The sequence below is a fragment of the Deinococcus radiotolerans genome (genome assembly GCF_014647435.1).
GTDB lineage: Bacteria > Deinococcota > Deinococci > Deinococcales > Deinococcaceae > Deinococcus > Deinococcus radiotolerans.
In genome coordinates, this window is the sequence record NZ_BMPE01000025.1 from 1 (window position 1) to 17,332 (window position 17,332).

15 protein-coding genes are annotated in these 17,332 nt (G+C 64.7%); 2 read left to right on the plus strand and 13 right to left on the minus strand.

The features are described 5' to 3' along the window. Positions 1-481 precede the first annotated feature (481 nt). Positions 482-1,372, plus strand: coding sequence for a YdgH/BhsA/McbA family protein (locus IEY63_RS20120; RefSeq protein WP_189070789.1), 891 nt, complete (start codon positions 482-484; stop codon positions 1,370-1,372). A 246-nt stretch (positions 1,373-1,618) separates the two neighbouring features. Here IEY63_RS20120 and IEY63_RS20125 read toward each other — a convergent pair whose 3' ends face one another. The 7 genes from IEY63_RS20125 to IEY63_RS20155 all read right to left on the minus strand — a co-directional run bounded on the left by IEY63_RS20125 (position 1,619) and on the right by IEY63_RS20155 (position 10,564). Further along, on the minus strand, positions 1,619-4,804 hold the full coding sequence (locus IEY63_RS20125; RefSeq protein ID WP_189070790.1) for an AAA family ATPase: 3,186 nt from the start codon (positions 4,802-4,804) through the stop codon (positions 1,619-1,621). After that, positions 4,801-5,859: a hypothetical protein gene (locus IEY63_RS20130; protein ID WP_189070791.1), complete on the minus strand. Its 1,059-nt coding sequence runs from the start codon at positions 5,857-5,859 to the stop codon at positions 4,801-4,803. The genes IEY63_RS20125 and IEY63_RS20130 overlap by 4 nt, the downstream gene beginning before the upstream one ends. Positions 5,860-6,090: 231 nt before the next feature. Further along, complete coding sequence (locus IEY63_RS20135) at positions 6,091-6,705, minus strand: hypothetical protein (RefSeq protein ID WP_189070792.1); 615 nt, start codon at positions 6,703-6,705, stop codon at positions 6,091-6,093. Between the two features lie 185 nt (positions 6,706-6,890). Then, a complete protein-coding gene (locus IEY63_RS20140) occupies positions 6,891-7,829 on the minus strand; it encodes a tripartite tricarboxylate transporter substrate binding protein (protein WP_189070793.1) in 939 nt (312 codons plus the stop codon). A 75-nt stretch (positions 7,830-7,904) separates the two neighbouring features. Next, positions 7,905-8,780, minus strand: a complete 876-nt coding sequence (locus IEY63_RS20145) for a prephenate dehydratase domain-containing protein (RefSeq protein WP_189070794.1) — start codon at positions 8,778-8,780, stop codon at positions 7,905-7,907. A gap of 69 nt (positions 8,781-8,849) precedes the next feature. Next, positions 8,850-9,704, minus strand: coding sequence for a HAMP domain-containing protein (locus tag IEY63_RS20150; RefSeq protein ID WP_189070795.1), 855 nt, complete (start codon positions 9,702-9,704; stop codon positions 8,850-8,852). A gap of 8 nt (positions 9,705-9,712) precedes the next feature. After that, positions 9,713-10,564, minus strand: a complete 852-nt coding sequence (locus IEY63_RS20155) for a DUF4388 domain-containing protein (protein WP_189070796.1) — start codon at positions 10,562-10,564, stop codon at positions 9,713-9,715. A gap of 306 nt (positions 10,565-10,870) precedes the next feature. Between IEY63_RS20155 and IEY63_RS20160 the strand changes: the two genes are divergently transcribed. Beyond that, the gene (locus tag IEY63_RS20160; RefSeq protein WP_189070797.1) at positions 10,871-11,071 is read left to right on the plus strand and encodes a hypothetical protein; all 201 of its coding nucleotides are present in this window, start codon (positions 10,871-10,873) and stop codon (positions 11,069-11,071) included. Positions 11,072-11,388: 317 nt separating this feature from the next. Here IEY63_RS20160 and IEY63_RS20165 read toward each other — a convergent pair whose 3' ends face one another. The 6 genes from IEY63_RS20165 to IEY63_RS20190 form a co-directional block, all read right to left on the minus strand. After that, complete coding sequence (locus tag IEY63_RS20165; RefSeq protein ID WP_189070798.1) at positions 11,389-11,814, minus strand: hypothetical protein; 426 nt, start codon at positions 11,812-11,814, stop codon at positions 11,389-11,391. 196 nt (positions 11,815-12,010) lie between these two features. Beyond that, positions 12,011-12,364, minus strand: coding sequence for an HIT family protein (locus IEY63_RS20170; RefSeq protein WP_189070799.1), 354 nt, complete (start codon positions 12,362-12,364; stop codon positions 12,011-12,013). A gap of 959 nt (positions 12,365-13,323) precedes the next feature. Beyond that, entirely contained in the window at positions 13,324-13,749 is a 426-nt protein-coding gene (locus tag IEY63_RS20175; protein WP_189070800.1) for a response regulator, read from the minus strand. 243 nt (positions 13,750-13,992) lie between these two features. Continuing rightward, complete coding sequence (locus IEY63_RS20180; protein WP_189070801.1) at positions 13,993-15,411, minus strand: hypothetical protein; 1,419 nt, start codon at positions 15,409-15,411, stop codon at positions 13,993-13,995. A 91-nt stretch (positions 15,412-15,502) separates the two neighbouring features. After that, positions 15,503-16,036 (minus strand): AbfB domain-containing protein, encoded by a 534-nt coding sequence (locus IEY63_RS20185; protein ID WP_189070802.1) that lies wholly within the window; start codon positions 16,034-16,036, stop codon positions 15,503-15,505. A gap of 81 nt (positions 16,037-16,117) precedes the next feature. Continuing rightward, positions 16,118-16,825, minus strand: coding sequence for a hypothetical protein (locus tag IEY63_RS20190; RefSeq protein ID WP_189070803.1), 708 nt, complete (start codon positions 16,823-16,825; stop codon positions 16,118-16,120). Positions 16,826-17,332: the final 507 nt, after the last annotated feature.

The window sequence follows — 17,332 nt, forward strand, 5'->3', positions numbered from 1 at the left end:
ACGGGGCATAGGTCAAGTCTGCCACGACGCATCATCGTGCTTCCGTTCTGTCCTCAGGCTCTAAGTCCGCCTGAAGGGCGCGGTAGGGCACCATGTCCCGCTCATCCGAAACCCGCAGCCACTGCGGCGTCCAGGCCCGCGTCACCAGGTCCAGGTGCACCAGACTGCCGTGGGGCAGGGTGAAAAACGCGCCTGTCGGTGGGAGGGGCGAGCGGCTGTGCCCCGCCGGCACGCTACGGGGTCAACCTGGGCGCACACCGTAAGGCTCGGCCACGATCCGACGCCTGCACAGATGGCGGGTGGAATCCTGCGTACACGAACCTGCCGCCGCTCGTGGCCCTTTACCCACGCTCGGTCAGCCGGAGGGTCCAGCGTTGACTCGTGAGCAGCCCGCCACTCAAAGCCCGCTTACGCCCTTCCCCCACTGGGGGCTTCTTCACTTCGACCGGAGCCCGGCAGCGCGTCACCTGACAATGACGCCGTGAAGCGCTTTGTCCCCGTTGTCCTCCCCCTGCTGCTGGCCGCGTGCGGCGCACCTGCCTCCACGCCGTCCACGCCCACGCCGGATCCCGCCCCACAGTTGCCCCTCCGGCCGGCCTCCAGCCCGGACTTTTATGTGATCGGCCTCTCGGGGAAGTGCTTGAAGGACGCCGCCGATCAGTGGTGCTGGAATCTGGTGCCGTCCAGCCTGACGCCCTTGAACACCGCCAACAATTTCAACTACCTGGAGCAGCGGCAGACGCTGGCGGCGGTGGTGCGGGCCGTGGAGAAAAATGGCTGGACGGCCCGGGCGATGGGCTACGCCGCCAGCCTGAACGACCGCACCAACACGAGTTCAGGTGTCCTCGCCACGCACCGCGGGTACCTGTCACTGGTCAGCGACCTACAGACCATCGTGCGCCGGGATATGCAGGGCGTGCGCAATCCGTCGCGGCTGATCGTGGTGGGCCACTCCCACGGCACCGTGTGGAGCCACCTCCTGACCGCCCTGTCCCCAGCCTTGCCCATCGAGATTCAGGTCGATCTGGACGGGGTGTGCGCGTACTGGCAGACCGATAATGAGGGGGACTTCCGCCAGGCCGGCTTGGGGGACCTGCTGGATTTCGAACGGGTGTGCCGGACCCGCAGCAGCGCGCTCGGCGGGGATGCCAGCGACCTGCAGAACGTGGTGTTCGGCAACGTCCGGTACAACCTGGATGTCCACTCGAGTGACTTGGCCCTGTTTGATGGTACCGACAACACCCGCCCTGACGGCAGCCGTGCCGGCATCTTCAGTGCCGCTTTCCCGGAGAACCACAGCGACGTGACGTGGCCCACGAGTGCGACCATGACCTGGGTACTGCAGGGCGTGACGAACCTCACTCGCCGCTGAGGCTGCTCGTGGCTGTGCCGCACCAGGTCACACGGTGACTCGTCCAGCTAGCGCGTCAGGCTCGCTCTCCATGCGCGGTGGTGCTGGATTCGGGATGGGACGTCGGAGGAATGAACATGCTGTCGTGTACGCCTACCCCCTGGCGCCAACGATCGCTCATGCTCGAGAGGGCAACGCGCGTGACGAAGGAGGGTTTCATGCTGCCACAGGGGTAACCTCACCACCATCGGCCTTCAGGACTGGTTATCAGGGTAGATAATGTTCTGCCAGCGTCCGGGTGGCACGTTCCCACTGCTCTTCCGGAACATTCCACCTGGCCCAGAGCGCCTGACAGAAGTCGATGATCAGCGCGACGTACGACCTTCCGTAGCGGGTCACGCCGGCTGAATGCCCTTCCATCCAGGTGTTGCTCAAGGACAACATCGCCCCAAGTTCAGGATTGACGATGGCCGCCGTTTTTTGCTTCTCTAGCGCGCGCTTCAGTTTGATCGAAGGGAAATAGGCTCCCTGATCGGCTTCGCTAATTATCAGGTACAAGGTGTCCTTCACATGGGTGGCGAGAGTGACGTCGGCCATGACGGCAGAAAAAGCGCTGGCCTGACTGGCAGCCAGAACCGCGAGGGACATGCCTGCAGCCCGTGTCGCTGGCGATTCACTGAACACGTCGAGTTGCAGGATGAAACCCGGATCGCTGCTGACACCGATCGTCCACACACCGCTTCCATCGTCTCGATCATGGAACGAGACATGGGACCAGATCCTTTGAATATCTTGGGCCAGAGCGTTCAACTCGTCAGATGACCAGTCTCCTTCCGCAATCAGGAAGGCCAGGGCACTGGCTGCTCGCTGATGCCCGCGGACACTCGCATCCCGCGTCTGGATGATGAGCTGTCGCCGGATGTCTGCGCGTCCAAGGCGTGTCGCCCAACGGTTGACACAGCGAACCAGAAGCATCACGAAAAATCCATCCTCATCATGCTGGAGGAGAAGTGGGAACAGTTCCTCCCATGTTTTTTGCCCCTGGAAGGCGGTGGCATGTTCGGAGTGGACTAAGCTGACGGCCTGGATCACGGCGTTCAAGGACCGGTCCAAGTCCCCCACCTCGGCCCATCCCGCTGCCGCTTGCGCCCACAGGTTCACACTTTCTTCGGTGTATACATCGGGGCGGTACTGGGCACTGTCCTCTGCGCACGTGGCAGACTGCGCGAAATCCCCACCCTGAGCGTAGATCTTGCTGAGTTTTTCGGACAGCGTCGAGATACGGAGGAGTTCACCCACCTGGCGCTGCTTGGCGATTGCGGCCTCAGCCAGCTGTCGGGCATCCTGCCACTGTTCTGCATCCATCCGCAGTCGGCAGATCAACTCTTCCAGGTGCGCTTCCTGGCCCAATGTTGATGGGGCTCCTGGCTGGAGCAGGGCGAGACCCTCCTGATAGGCCCGTTCAGCGCCTTCAACGTTCCCCTGGTCCAGCAGTGCGTTGCCGAGGTTCGCGAGGTTCATGGCCTGCAAATGCGCGCTGCCTAAACGCTGTGCCTGCCGAATGGCATCCCTCGCATGCTGCTCCGCTTCTTCCGGCAGATCGCGCTTCCGGTAGATCATGGTCAGGGTGTTTCGGGCTGCCAGAATCCACCGGGGGTGCCCGGTGCGCTGCGCTTCCTGAAGAAGGTATTGCGCTTTGTCTTCTGCGACGTCCAGGTCATTCAGTTGAGCCGCACACAACGTGAAGTTCTGCCAGGCAGTAAATTCGCCACTTGATTCGTGAAGTGCGCCAAACCCCTCGGCTGCACGTTGCGCCGCCTCTCGTCCCAGTTCGAATTCACCTGAGTGGATGTACGCGAAGCTGAGATTCACGTCCAACATCGCCGCGAAAGATCGCGAGCGCTCCAACTGGTCACCCAGGTTCTGACGGATGCCTTCAAGGCCCTGCAGCCCCTGCTGGTTGTCGGGTGTACCAACCCTCAGGACGTGTTGGAACACCTCGGCTGCAAGCTCGCCCTCCGTGTCCTCCATCTCGCGGAAGGCCTGAGCGGCACGCTGCGCGGCTTCCATGCTGCCATTGGCCCGCGTCACTTGGAGGATATTCGCCTGCAGCAGGGCCGAGCGCGCAGCTTGCTCCAGATCACCGCTCTGCACGGAGTCTTGCTCGGCCATGGTGGCCAGTTCCAGAGCGAATGGCCAGTCACCCGTTCGGAACGCCTCGAAACTCGCTTGGAGGGTCACCTCATGGAGGGCGGGATCGTGCGCCTGGTGCAGGTGGTAGGCCAGGGCCACCGTGGCCCCGCTCTGGCGCGCCTGCTCCGCCAGGAGCTGGTGATAGGGCTCTGACAGATCATGTTGGCGCAAGAACCGCTCGACGTACGCGGCGAAATGCGAGTGGAAGACGGTGACGACCCCCTCCCTGGTGGTGAGGAGGCCTCGGCTCTCGGAGATGAACTTGAGGACGTCTTGTACGGCAGGTGCGGTTTGAGTGTGGGCCGCGAGTAAATTCCTCAGATCAGTGACGCGCACGGGACCGTAGGCGAGGGCTGTGAACGCAAGGGCGTGTTCGAGACCAGGGGTCACACTGGCTTGTTGCCACAGCTGTTCCTCCAGAGCTTCGAGGTCTTGAGGAATCGTCTTGGCCTGCAAAGCTTGATAAGCACGGAGGTACAGGGGGTTGCCCTGGGACGCCTCACTGAGACGGATGAGTTCCCCAGGGGGGAGCGAGATGCTCTTCGCGTTCAACCACTGGTTGAGTTCTTCGTCTGAAAACGGCGGGAGCGTGAATGTACCGACGTTCCGGGAGCGGCCGACAGGCAAGTGGCTGGCGCTGACAGCGATGCCGTTGACGTGCTGGAGTTCCATCAGAGCCCGGAGCAGGTCTGGATGGTCGGTCGCCTGATCAATGAAAATCAGCTCCTGACGCTGCTCAAGCGCGGCGTCGATGGCGTCCATCAGTGCCTCGGGATCGGTTGGTGGGACTACCGCAGGATCAAGCCGCCTGAGGAAGGCTCGGAGCGCTCTGGCCGTACTTTTGCCGCCCAGTTGGATGTAGAGGCCGCCTGTGCGCCGGGCCACCTGCTGAAGGAACGTGGACTTCCCGCTTCCGGGAACGCCGGTCACCACCGTCGTCTGCCCCCGCTGCAACGTGCTGATCAGTTGATCTTCCAGCGCCTCGCGGCTGAGGAGGTCCGGTTCAGGTGGAGGGAGGTCGTGAGATGGATCTGCGTCTGGGCGAGCCGTGGGGGCCTGCAGGTTCAAGTACTGCGAGAGCACTTTGGCGGCATCAGCATTCGACACCTGGAAGACGTTCAAGGTGCCGTGATCGCCTACGATCGAGTTGGCGTTGCCTTGAACGTGCTGCTCTAATTTCTCAAGATGTTGGACCTGTACGGATGGGGCGCGGTCGGCGAGGGCGCTGAGCAGCTGCTCGGAAGTGGTGGCGCGTTTCACCTGAAACTCCAGTCGACCATGGGCGGCGAATGAAGGTCAGCATCACGGAATTCGCTGGACTGAAGCCATGCCTGAATCTGCGCGGATGACAATCCCTTATCCCTCGTGACGTTTTGGTGAAAATCACGCACATCTCCGAGAATCTGATTGCGCAGTTTGATGAGTGTCAATTTTGGGAGCGGTTGCGTAACTGATTCTGGGTGCCTTTCTAAGGCTTGGATCACGCTCGCATGATCTCGTTCATTGAGAGCCGAGCGTGCTTCTGAATGATCCTGGAATCTTCCGCGTAAGGTGAGGTTGCAGGCGCCCTGAAGGATTTGCCAGTGGCTAAAACCCTCGGCTTGCAGGTGTTGGGAAAGGACTATGAATTCAGGGTTGCTCGCCAAGCGAGTCATCGTGACTGGGAAGTACCGCCTAAGGGCAAACGATCGGCGACTCGACACTATATCCGCAGAGTGGTCTAACTCCTCCGGGCCATCCGGAGTCGCCGCGTCCTCACCTGGCATATACGTGTTTTTCTCAGTGTCAAAGACATGTAGCGGCACATTGTCAATTCGAGTTCCTGGCACCTCCACCGGGTAAGGGTAGGCGGCGACGAACATCGTCAGTCGAATAGGCTGACCGGTCCAGCGCTCCAAAAAGATGGGGAAGTTACGGCTGGGCCCCCCGTCTATATCATCGAAACCTTTAGAGGGGAAAGTTCCAAATCCCATGGATTTTATGAACTTCGACGTGTAAGTGTTGGTGAGACGGTCTTGAAGTACTTGGAGATCTGGCCCTAACTGCAAGCGATGGAAACCCTTTTTATTTCTCAGGATAGCTAGAAATATCCCTTCGCCCTGGTCCGCCGATTTACTCCATACATGTAATATCTCGGCAAGTCTTTTAGCTTGTGCCCGATTCCTCATACCCAGACCCAGAGTAAATAAATCAACTCCAGGAAAATTGGCTGGCGGAAAGCAGATAGTGGTTTCGACATCATTGTGAATGATACCAGCAAGCTCTGGGTTCGCCACGTAGATGAGCACGCGTTGGCAGCCATAATCGATATTCATCAGTCAAGTACATTCCTTTTACGGACGAATAACGCCTTTAATTACTACAATGCGTCAATAGCGTACGGATAACTCGCAGGCCAATATTAAGGCGTCGCGCGGCGGAATGCTTAAAATACAAAACTCTTCATAGAGCGCCGACTCTAAAGGCGACCACTCTAATAACGACGCCGACCTGCTGTTCGCTCGCAGGGACTCGGCGCGATAGCTGCTCGACCATCTAAGTCGATTTTATACCGCGCCAATCAATTTAAGAAAAGCATGCGCTTTTGTGCCGAACTCGACGCTCTTCGTACCCAGATCTAACAGCACACCACTGTAGCGCTTGAGCTTGTCAAACGCGCCTTCCTTGACGGCCTGCTCGGCACGTTTCAAAGTATCCTGCGCTTCTTCCTGCTCGTCCGAGGGTAAGGTGGCCACGGCCGCCTGGAGATCCGCCAGTAGTTTGAGGAGGTCGTCCGGCGTGGTACCGCTCTGCAGCGTCACATTCATGGTGTTGAAGGAGCCCACCTGTGTGTTGGCCGTGCCATGAACCGTCTGCTGAAAATGAACGGCAGGCCCAGATGGGGAGATCAATTTGCCACCGTGCTGCTGCCCTTGAATGAGTTCACGCATGCCCGTCGGCGTCAGGCGGTACAACGTCTGTCCGTACATCGATTGGGGCGACTTCTCGATATACCCCAACTGCGTCAGAAACAAGATGAGGTCCCTCAGTTCCGCAGGGCTGATCTGAAGAACCGATTCGAGATCAGTGGCGGCTGCCTCGCCACCTCTGGACTGAGCACTCCGCTCACGCAGCTGGTACAGCAGATTCAGCCCTTTGACAGATCGGTCGTCGGTCTCCATGGTTCATGGTAGCGGGGCAGGCGTGTCTCGTCAGGGCAAGTCCTGCGAAGCAAACGTAGAGACGTCCACCTGCGCCAGAACCGCCCTTCTGCGTTACCAAATCTCGGCGACCTGAGAAACACACTCGGTACACACCACTCGAGAAAGGGCCGCCCCTCTGGACGGCCCCCTTCCGTGACTGGGTGCTATTTGGTCAAGCCGAGGTCACGCAGCAGCGCCTTGATGCGCAACTCCTCCCGGTCCAGGAAGTACGCGAACGACACCCCCGGCTGGTAGAAGCTGTTCTGCTTCTCCTGCACCAGCAGTGTCCGCCACTCCTTACTGCGCGCCAGGCGCCCCACCACGCTGTTCAGCGACGCCCGCCCCGCCGCGTCCAGCCCCGCCGGCGCGAACACGCCCCGCCAGTTCACGAGTTCCGCGTCCACGCCCTGCTCCCGCGCGGTCGGTACGTTGATCCCCGGGATGCGCTCGGGCGCGCTGAGCGCCAGCGCCCGCACGCGGCCCGCCTTGATGTCGTCCTCCGCCACGCCGTAACTGCTCGACACGACGTCCAGCTCCCCGGCCAGCATGGCCTTGATGCCCTGGAGGTTCCCGCTGCTCGGCACCCACTTCAGGGTCCGCACGTTCCCCCCGCTCGCCTGGAGCACGTTCCCGGTGAACAGGTGCCCGGCGCTGGCCACGCTCGCCCCGCCGACGCGCAGGTTCGGGTTGCTCTTGAACGCCGCCGTCAGGTCCCCCAGCGTCCTGTACGGGCTGCTGGCGGGGACGATCAGGACCTCGTAGTCGTTCACGAGGCGCGCCACGGGCGTCAGGTCCCGCAGGCTCACGCTGCCGTCCTTGCTGGTCTGCATGGCCGCGATGGTCGTCAGGCCGAACACCACCAGCTGGTGCTCGTCACCCCTCATTTTCACGAACTCGCGCAGGCCCACCACCCCGCCTTCGCCGGGCACGTTGTACACGGCGGCGTTCGGGGCGAGTCTGGTCACGTCGAGGGTTTTGGCGAGGTTGCGGGCGAGGGTGTCGTACCCGCCGCCGGTTGTGGCGGGCGCCAGGATGCGGTACGTGGACTGGGCGGACGCGGTGGCGGTCAGGGTCAGCAGGGCGGTCAGCAGCAGGTTCTTCATGGGCATACCTCGGTCAGGGAAGGAGACGACGAGAGATTGAGGGGGGCAGGGGGTCATCCCTGCCCCGTGGCTGGCTTACTTGCGGTAGGCGCCCAGCAGGATGGCCGCCTTCCCGAGCGGGGCGAGTGTCGCCTGCACGCGGGTCAGGGGCATGCCGTGCTCGCTGTCGAACGCCAGCACGAACCGGTACCCGCCCAGCCGTCCGCCCAGCGGCCAGCTCTGCACGTTCCGCGGCACGAAACCCAGCGCCCGCAGGTCCCCCATCACAGTGCCCAGGCGCGCGTCGCCGGGCTGCGTGTCCAGCATCACCAGCACGCGGTTCGGCCGGCGCTCCGGGAACGCCTGGTCGGCCTTCTGCACCGCCCAGAAGCTCGTGGCGTTGTGCTTGTCGTCCTGGATGTCCGCCGCCAGCACGCTCAGCCCGTACACGGTCGCGGCGGCGGGCGCGCTGATCGCCGCACTCGTCCCGTCCCCCTTCGAGACCGCCTCCGCGGCGGCGGCGGTGCTGGCGACCTCCTGGCGGGTCACGTTCGGGTAGTTCGCCGCGAGGTACCCGGCACTCTGCTTGAACGGCTGCGGGTGGCTGATGATCGTCCGGATGTCACTCGCGTTCGTGCCGGGCTTGACCAGCAGGGTGTTGCTGATCGGCAGGGTGAGTTCCCCGATGATCCGCCAGCCCGGGTCGCCCTTGGCCAGCAGGCCGCTCGTCTCGGCGACGAACGCGCCGCTGCTGTTCTCGTTGGGGATCAGGCCGTACGGGGTCTCCCCTGCGACGACCGCCTGCCCGACGGCCGTGATGGTGGGGTAGACAGTGCCGACGGTGAGGTCGTGCGCGGCGGCGTACTGGGTGGCGGCCTGGTCGCTGTAGGTGCCCTTGGGGCCGAGGAAGGCGAGGCTCGCGGCGGACGCGGTGACGGACAGGGCGAGGGCCAGAGTCAAGAATTTACGCATGGTGGAACTCCTGAAGGGAAATGAGGGGTGAAGGTGGAGGGCTTGAGGTCCGCTGGTTCTCTTATGGCCTTACAGGCGGCTGAGGGCGATGCGGCTGCTCTCGGCGAGGCGAGCGACGCTCTCGCTGAGGGTCGTCAGCTCGTCCCGGCCGGTGATGGGGATGGGCGTGTCGAGTTCGCCTTCACTCACGGCCTGCGCGGCCTGGGTCAGCTGCTGAATGCGGGTGATGAGGCGCCGGGCGACCAGACTGGCCGCCACCGTCGCGGCGAGTAGGACCACCCCCAGCAGCACGATCGACTGCACCAGGCTCGCCCGGACGCCGCGCTGGATGACCGCCTCGTCCAGCGCGAGGACCGTCACGCCCGCCCCGCCGGTGATGGGGGTGGCGGTCAGGGTCACGCCGCGCCCGGGCAGGGTGCGGGTCAGGGGCCGGTCCGCCTTCAGCGCGGCGCGGGCGAGGGCCTGGACGTCGGGGGCGAGGGTGCCGGTCTTCGCCTGCCAGCGGGTCACGATGTTCTCCTCCGCCGCGCCTGTTCCCGCACCTGAGGAGCGGTCGTAGGCGACGACCACCTGGCCGGTGCGGTCGGTGACGGCAACGTCCGTGACGGGCAGCGTCCCGGCGCGCAGGAGGTCCTCGGCGCGGACCTGCACGCCGGCACGCAGTTCGGGGCTGGTGAGGTCCTGGCCGCTCTGCTCGCCCAGGTCGAGGATGCGGTCACTGAATGCCTGCGCCGTCTGCGTGCCGCCCTGCAGCAGCAGCGCACGGTGCTGTGGGGCCTGCGTGAGGAGGGTACTGCCCGCCCAGGTCACGCCGACGGCCGTGGCCGGGAGGAGGGTCAGGGCGAGGAGGAACGTGCCGATCGAGCGGCGCGGCGCCGGACGCGCCGGGTCAAGGGTGGAGAGGGTGGGGCTGGCAGTCGTCATGGGGGACCTCAGAGGGCGTATGTGGCGCGCAGGGGTGAGAGCTGGGCGTGCAGGGCTGCGCGGCGGGCAGGGCTGGCCAGACGCTCAAGGGCATCCAGGAACGCGCGGCCACTCGCGGTGGGAATCTGCTCCGGTGCCGCGCCGACCTGCGAGGCGGCGTCACGCAGCAGGAAGAGGCAGGCGGGCCCGAGGACCTTCGTGGCGGCCGCACGGACGTCCGTCCAGAACGCGGCGGGCAGCAGGGGCGGCAGGTACGTGAGGTGCCCGCGCGCCGCGTGCTCCGCCAGGACGTTGGGGACCTGCTCCAGCGGCAGGGCGACGTGCGCGGCAATCGCGGTGATGTCGCGCTGGCCGTCCACGGCGGTCAGGACGCGCCAGGCGTCGGCGCCGAGGGTGAGGTCCTGCAGGTCGGCGATCAGGGCGGGCACCCACTCGGGCGTGGGCCGCAGGGGCGTGGCCCGGCCGAGCAGGTCCGCTTCGAGCTCCGCGTCACTCACGCTGTTGGGTGAGGCAGCCACGTGCGGCGCCTGCTCAGCCGCCTGGTGGTCCAGGGCGACGGCGGCGGTGAGCAGCACCTGCGTGAGGGGGCGGGTGATGGTCACCGGGGTCATGGGGGGATCGGCGAACACCTCGAAGGTGCCGGGCGGGAGCTGAAAGAGGGCGGGGAGGGCCGCTTCGCCCACCTGTCCGGCGTACGCGGCGTGGGTCAGGCGGCCCGCGTGGAGGTGCAAGGTCCCGGGCCCGGTGGGGGTGTGGACGTGCAGGTGCCCGGTGCGGCCCTCGGCGTGCAGGAGTTGCAGGGTGTGGGTGAGGCTGTCGCCGTGAACGGTGCCACTGAGGAGGATGAGACGGGTGGACATGAGCGGCTCTTTGCGGATCGGGATTCACTGCCTGTCTGGGGGCGGCGGGTGGAGCGTGCCTGCCCGAGCGGTGACGGTGTGTGCGCAGGCGCTCACGTGTCAAGGGGGGCGGGTCGCAGTCCCCGTCCAGGGTCTTCTGCGCAAGACTTTTTGAGCGGTGGGAGCGGCATGGATGGGAATGCCCGCAGGTCGCGAGCAGGAACTCAGCGCAACGGCGCGCGTGCTCACTTGCTGAGCGGCGCTGGAGGGAGAGCTTTCCGGGCACGTGCGTCTGCCCAGGGAGCACGAGTGGTCTACCGTGGTCCCATGAGCCTGTATCAACCCGACGTCGTGACCCTCTGGGCGCTGCGCACCGACGCGCCGGAGACGGTTGCGGCCCTCTTCACGACGCCGTACACCGAGGACGGCGACGCGACACCCTCAGCGTTCATGGACGCGTACCGTCTGCCGGGGTACGACGAGGAATACGGAGCTACACCTGGGCGGCACCGCCGAGGCCCTCATTGACGCAGCCGCGAGCACGTGGCGGACGCTGGATGAGCAGGCCCTCCCCCGACGACCGGCGGGGGCGTGGAACGGCCTCTACCTGCTGAGCGGCCACGCGGGGGACGAGTGGACGGCACCGGAGCGCCGCCCCCTCATGCCCCACGGGGACGTCCAGATTGGTGAGGCAGTGTTCCGGTTGGTGGACTCGTTCCATGTGCTCGTCCGCCCGTAAACCTTTCGGGAGGTCGAGACGACGTTTGAGGTCGCCAGGTCCTTCCGCCCGTCGGCGGCCTGATCGTGCCCGATGATCACGGCTGCAGGAACATCAGCGCGGTGGCCTAGTCGCAGAAGGGAGACGTGACGCTGATGAATTGACCACTGGTATCCGCGTTGTCCATTCGGTCGGGAAACACGAGGCCCAACTCACCGAACAACATCAGCCCATCGTAGAGCTGATACGGTCCCAACGACCGGATGAGTGGCGCGGCCGCCGGGAGCCAGGATCCATCCGCGATGATCGGCACGCCCCCCAGATGGACGGTTTTCGCTCCGAGGAGGGTGCAGGTTATGCCGAACACGAGGTCGTGCTCGTCGACATCCACGGCAGCAAGATCACCGTACTCGACCCACTTGATGCTCGCCCCGAGCGAGACGATGCTCGTCGGCGCGGTCGCGAGCCCCTCGTTCACGTCCTTGAGATGCATGCCCAGCCGAATCGGCAGAAGCCCCACCTGGGGCACGAGCCGGAACGGTGTGTGGGGCATCAGAGCCCTGCGGCAATCTGAACAAGATTCAGCATCCTGTGCACGGCCCGACATCATTACTGCGACTGGACGCGGGGGTGGACGTGCTCGGCGTGGGGGGCTGGGGTGGTCATGCAGCCAGTGTTGCAGAACGGACCACCATAGGTGGTTCATGTGGGCGGCGGTTCCGGATCGCTTTGAGGTGACTCCGGATTTCTTACCCCGCCAGAGGCTCGTCCTGGAACCGCGGTATCACATGGAAGTGCGCGTGCATGACGTGCTGACCGCCGACTTTACCCACGTTCCATCCGGCGTTGTACCCGTCCAGGGCGAGCGTGGCGTCCAGGTGCACCCTGGCTTGGAGGAGCAGGTCCTGCGTGGCCGCCCACTTCTGAGGCGTGAGGTCAAACACGGTCGGGCGGTGCGCTTTCGAGACGATGACGCCCGCACTCTCCAGGGCACCTGTCTCGCTGGGTTTGCTGCTCAGCAGGCAGAGGTCGTTTTCCAGGCCGAACGCGCCGCGACTGAGTTCCGGCGCGTTGCAGTAAGGGCAGGGGAGCTCCGCGGGCATACCGGGAGGATACGGGCCATGCCGACGTTGCCTTGTGGCCGTTCGGAGCCAAGCGGACAGAGGCGCGGTTGGTCCCAACGCGTGCGCCCGCTACACGACCGGGCACACAAGTGGCGGAGCAGGTGAATCTCGTGGGCCTCATGGGGCAGCAGTAGTGGGATATGTGGGCGCCTGCCGGGCCCGACTGAGGCCCCGGGACGGGCCGCTGAACCTGGACCGGTCCGTCCGCATTGGCCTGGGCACACGACCCGCATCCGGAGCGAGCACTGCCGGAAGATGTCCTGTGGTACTGGCCGTCCGAACGAGCCGACTGAATTCGGCCGGTCTTTAGGGCACGCCATCACCGCGCAGCGCCTGAAGGCGACTTCCGTGGCCAGTCCACGTCTGCCCGCAAGGCTGCCTTGAAGTCACCCGGTGATCTGCCGCGTTCCGCCGGGGTGATGGCTCACGACACGACCCGAACTTGGCCTGATTGGAAGCCTGTCACCAGACGGCGAGCACAGGTGTGGGGCTTGATGCGGTGCATGGAGGTAGCGCCCCCTGAGTCCCCAACCGGTTGAGGAAGGCAACGGCTTCCACTGCGACCTCCGGACCCCGCTGCTGCAGGGTCGACACGGTCACCACCACGCGGCCAGCCGCCCGGTGGTCCAGGTGACGGAGATGAAAGCAGAGCCCCAGCGGGGCTGACACCATGAAGCTGGTCAGCACGCCCGCTTTCGCCACCGCGTCCCGCGAGCTCAGAATGCGCCCCAGGTGAAGCCAGACCTCATGATCTGCGGCGCCCACAAGCGGGCGCCGCGAGGGCACGTCCCGGTATTGCGGCTTCGGTGCGTCTGGAGATGCGCGTCTCGGACGAGCGCTGAAATACCGCATGATTGCTCCCTTCCCCACTGCCACATCACGTTGAGCGCTGCCGGCCCCTCCCACCGACAGCCAGGCGGCCTGCGGGGCGACTCCACTCAGCCCTCTGCCCTATGTCCTGACATCCACGCGTCGGTCAGCACCCCGACAAGCTCGAGCAGACCGTGATATGTGGCCGCCTTGGTGTAGTACGCCGTTGCGGCCAGCGTGGCGCAGTGCTCCCGGTCTTGCGGGGCGCTCGACACGCTGTGCACCACGACCGGCACGGACGTCAGGCACGGCTCCGCCTTCAGACGCGCGAGGAGTTCAAAGCCCGTCAGGCGCGGCAGGTTCAGGTCGAGGATGATCAACGCGGGCAAGGGCACCTGCCCCTGACGAACGGCGTCCAGGAAGCCCATCACCTCCTCGCCCTCTAAGATGGCCTGCACGGGCGTACCGGGTGCGACCTCCTGGAAGGCGAGGTCCAGGAGCATCACGTCACTCGCGCAGTCATCGATCACCAGCACGCTGGCACCATCCTTCACGCTTATCACTTCACCTCCCTGCACGTGTGCGGTTCACGCGCGCGCCGCTTCCTCTGCTCACGGAGCGCAGCGTCACCACCACGATCCCTGCGGACGCCGGAAGCCAGGGGCCCCTGTGCCCACCCAGAGCGCACACTGTGATCTGCCCCACGCCCCCGAGTGGGAAGGAGAAGAACCACTCGGGGCGCGCCCGTTGTCACGTCTTCACGCACGCGTGCCAGCCCGTCCTGAACTCGCCGCGCCTTACAGCGGCAGGTCGTACGTGTCGGCCGCGTTGAAGTTGTTGATGCAGGCCGTGTCGATGTTCTTGCAGATGGCCCACACTTTCGCGCCGAAGGTCTTAATGACGCCACTTGCGATAGGGCCCAGGAAGTTCGGGTTGTACGTCATGCTGCACTCAATCAGGGCTTCGTAGTTGCCGTCCCAGCGTCCTCCGCAGCCGGCGCCGCCCTGACCGCCGACGAAGGTCATGTTGGTGAACCGCTCGTGACGGCCCTTGACCTGCGTTTTGTAGTTCAGGCCGTAATCCCCCTGCCCGAACCGCGCCCGGTACCCCTGCTTGATGCTGAGGCTGTCGGTCGTGCTGAACCACTTGGTGTCTGAGGTCAGCCAGGTGTGGTCGTAGCGGATCTCGGCCTTGATGGCGAGGCTCGCTTTCCACTCGCTGAACAGCGTGAACGGGTTGTACGCGTCGCCGACGGACGCTTCCCCATTCAGTTCGCCGCCCACGGTGAAGCCCAGCGCGTTGGTGCTGCCGGTCGTGCTGATCGCGGTGTCGGTGTAGCTTACGCCGCAATTGTTGTCGAGCACGATGGTGGTCCCGCCGCACACCAACCACGATCCGTACCACTTGGCGGCTTTAAAGCTGGGCGTTCCGAACGTTTTCAGAGGGGTGCTGTATGTGTAATCCGTACATGGGGTGGTCGTGGAGCAGGTCGCCAGCGTCGTGACATACGACGGGTTGTTCAGCCGGACGAGTCCCTCATTGCCGTAGTACTTTCGCCCGACCCAGAGTTGCGCCGGGACTGCCAGCGCCTGGAGCAGGGTTGGCGTGTCCTCCTCTGCTGCGGTGTCGGTCGCGTGCCCCACCAGGAGGCCGCGCAGCCAGGACGCCCGACCGTCGGTCTCGGCGTTTGCGGTCTGCACGCTGCCCGCCTCCAGCAGCACGACCGACTGGCCGCCGTCCGTCCTGGGAATGGCTCGAATGAGGTAGCTGCCCGCCCCACCCCGGAAGTCGAAGGCGGCCATGGTCACGTCGCCGAACGTCCCCGGTTGAGTGGCGCCGCCCTCAATGAGCACGGGCACCCCCTGAGCCCGGGCGAGTTTCAGCACCGCGAGTTGATCCGGGTTGTTGGCCTGGAGGCGGGCGGCGTCGGCGTAGACGAGGTGCACGCCGCCCCGCGTCAGGGCCTGGCGCAGGTTCTGGGGTGTGGACACGGGTGTGGCGTCGAAGGCTGACGAGCGCTGCAACGTGCGGCCGTAGTCGCCGGAGAGGTCAGTCAGTGGCAGGACGTGCACCTTACCGGCCGGTTGGGACGCGCTCTGGTCCTCAGGCGCCTGCGCGGCGGGAGGCGTGGGGGCAGGGCTCAGCGATCCGCAGCCCGCCAGGGCCAGGGTCAGCAGGGTAAGGGGGGCCATCAGGGTCAGTCGGTGAATGGTCATGGTCGCGGTGCTCCCGGAAGGTCAGTAGAGAGGGAAGGGTGGGTCGGAGGTGCGGCAGGCCAGAACAAATCATCTGCTCGGGCCAGTCGTCTCAGGGGGCCCAGGGGGCCACGAAGTCAAACGTCGCGTCGACCCGGAAGGTGTAGTTGTTCTGCTCGGTGTTGAGCAGCAGGTTGCTGGAGTAATGCCGGACGTTGTAGTTGAGGTAGTTCACGGGGACGAGCCCCACGCCCACGTTGCCGATCAGCGGCGGCGTCAGGCAGAACGTGGCGTCATTGTTGAAGGCCTGGGTCGCGTCGTTCTTCCACAGGTACAGCTTGAAGTTCGTGTGCCGCAGGAAATACCCGGGGTAATTGACGGACTCGAAGGAGTAGCAGTTGGAGTCGGCCAGGCCGGTGCGCAGAACCCACGTGGCGTCCGCTTTTCTCGTGGCCGTGCTGGTGGAACTCACGGGCCGGATCACGCCAATGAAGTTCTCGTGGGCGATGTAGTTGTTGCTGACGGCGGGCGTGACGGCGCGCAGGGACACACGCTGATTCACGGCCACGGCCGCGGCATTCGAGGTACTGACGAGCGCCGCGAGAAGCAGCGCAGACCGCAGGGCGAGCGGGGACAGAATGGGCATGGAATGAACCTCCTGCGCGGCGCGCAGTGACGCGATGGGAACCGTGGAGGACGCGGGCGGTTGGCCGTTCGCGGTGGGCACTCAGATCTCGCCCGGATCTACGACGGCGGCTTCGACATCGTTGATGCAGTCCTGGGCGGTGTTGTACAGGAACGAAGAGCCTCGGCTGGCCGCGTCGTTCAGGGCATTGGCGTTGATGATGGCGTTGGCGGCGTTGGCTGCCTGGACCACGTCCATGACCTGTCCAGCCGCGCCGAGCTGTTCGTTCTTGTGGTCCAGCAGGCGGTTCAGGAGGGGCTGAATGATGCCGAAGAACATCAGGGGCGCGCCCAGGGCGCCGGCCGTCGGGATCCAGCCGCTCGTGGAGTTGAAGCCGTACCGGCCGATGACGTAGGTCACTGTGCCACTGGACGCCATGAGGACCACGCCGCCCACCGTTTTGGCCAGGAAGATGCGTTTGCGTTCCAGCGCCAGTACGCGGCGGCTGTTATACGTGAGGCATTCCCCGAAGCCGTCGAACAAGGACCGGTTGGCGTTGCTCAGGGCCGTCAGGATGTCCCGCTCGTAGCGCCGGCGGCAGTCGTCGGACGCTGCCACGCTACTCGCGCAGTAATTGCGCAGTTCATTGAACGAGGTGTTGTTGAGAAATCCCATTTTGGCATCAGCCGCAGACCGCAACACGAGCGTTTCGAATTCGTCGTCGAGGTACTGCGCGGTCAGCCGGAGGTCGCCGCTGGACTGGGTCCTGTCCGGGGCGGGGGTGGTTGCGGGCGCCTGGGGTCCGGCCACGTTGCAGGATGTCAGGATCAGGGCGGAGGATAGCAGGAGCGAAGCGGTGGGTCTCAGGACGGGGTGTGTCATGGGGACGTCCTTCTGCGGCGGTGGCCCGCAGGGGCCTGGGCCGGGCTGCACAGGGCCGGCACCAGGCGAACAGTGAGTTGTGGGAGGGGTGCGGGTATCTGGGGCCACACGCTGAAAGCGCGCGGCGTTCTCGGGGTAGGGGTCCTCCTTTGACCGTGCGCGGACTCCACGGCAGCCCGTCAGACTCGCGCCAGGCGGTCAGAATGCTGCGCTGATTGAACAGTGAGGTAGAGCGCTTTTCGGTGCCTGTACCGTACAGAGTGAGGTGGGAAATCCGAGGGAAATTTTTCTTCACGGGCCCTTCAGAAAAGTGTGTGTTCTGACTGCCGCGCAGCGCCTCCATCCCTTCCCATAGAGGCCTGGCGCGGTCCCAATCTGAGCGGGTGGCCTCCAGACCCAGCTCATCTGCTTCATCCGCTGCCTGTGAAAGGAGCC

Bases quoted from the DNA above. Each gene is read 5' to 3' on its own strand.
- IEY63_RS20130 (WP_189070791.1), bottom strand. From the start codon at position 5,859: ATGAATATCGATTATGGCTGCCAACGCGTGCTCATCTACGTGGCGAAC.
- IEY63_RS20135 (WP_189070792.1), bottom strand. From the start codon at position 6,705: ATGGAGACCGACGACCGATCTGTCAAAGGGCTGAATCTGCTGTACCAG.
- IEY63_RS20140 (WP_189070793.1), bottom strand. From the start codon at position 7,829: ATGAAGAACCTGCTGCTGACCGCCCTGCTGACCCTGACCGCCACCGCG.
- IEY63_RS20145 (WP_189070794.1), bottom strand. From the start codon at position 8,780: ATGCGTAAATTCTTGACTCTGGCCCTCGCCCTGTCCGTCACCGCGTCC.
- IEY63_RS20150 (WP_189070795.1), bottom strand. From the start codon at position 9,704: ATGACGACTGCCAGCCCCACCCTCTCCACCCTTGACCCGGCGCGTCCG.
- IEY63_RS20155 (WP_189070796.1), bottom strand. From the start codon at position 10,564: ATGTCCACCCGTCTCATCCTCCTCAGTGGCACCGTTCACGGCGACAGC.
- IEY63_RS20160 (WP_189070797.1), top strand. From the start codon at position 10,871: ATGAGCCTGTATCAACCCGACGTCGTGACCCTCTGGGCGCTGCGCACC.
- IEY63_RS20165 (WP_189070798.1), bottom strand. From the start codon at position 11,814: ATGCCCCACACACCGTTCCGGCTCGTGCCCCAGGTGGGGCTTCTGCCG.
- IEY63_RS20170 (WP_189070799.1), bottom strand. From the start codon at position 12,364: ATGCCCGCGGAGCTCCCCTGCCCTTACTGCAACGCGCCGGAACTCAGT.
- IEY63_RS20180 (WP_189070801.1), bottom strand. From the start codon at position 15,411: ATGACCATTCACCGACTGACCCTGATGGCCCCCCTTACCCTGCTGACC.
- IEY63_RS20185 (WP_189070802.1), bottom strand. From the start codon at position 16,036: ATGCCCATTCTGTCCCCGCTCGCCCTGCGGTCTGCGCTGCTTCTCGCG.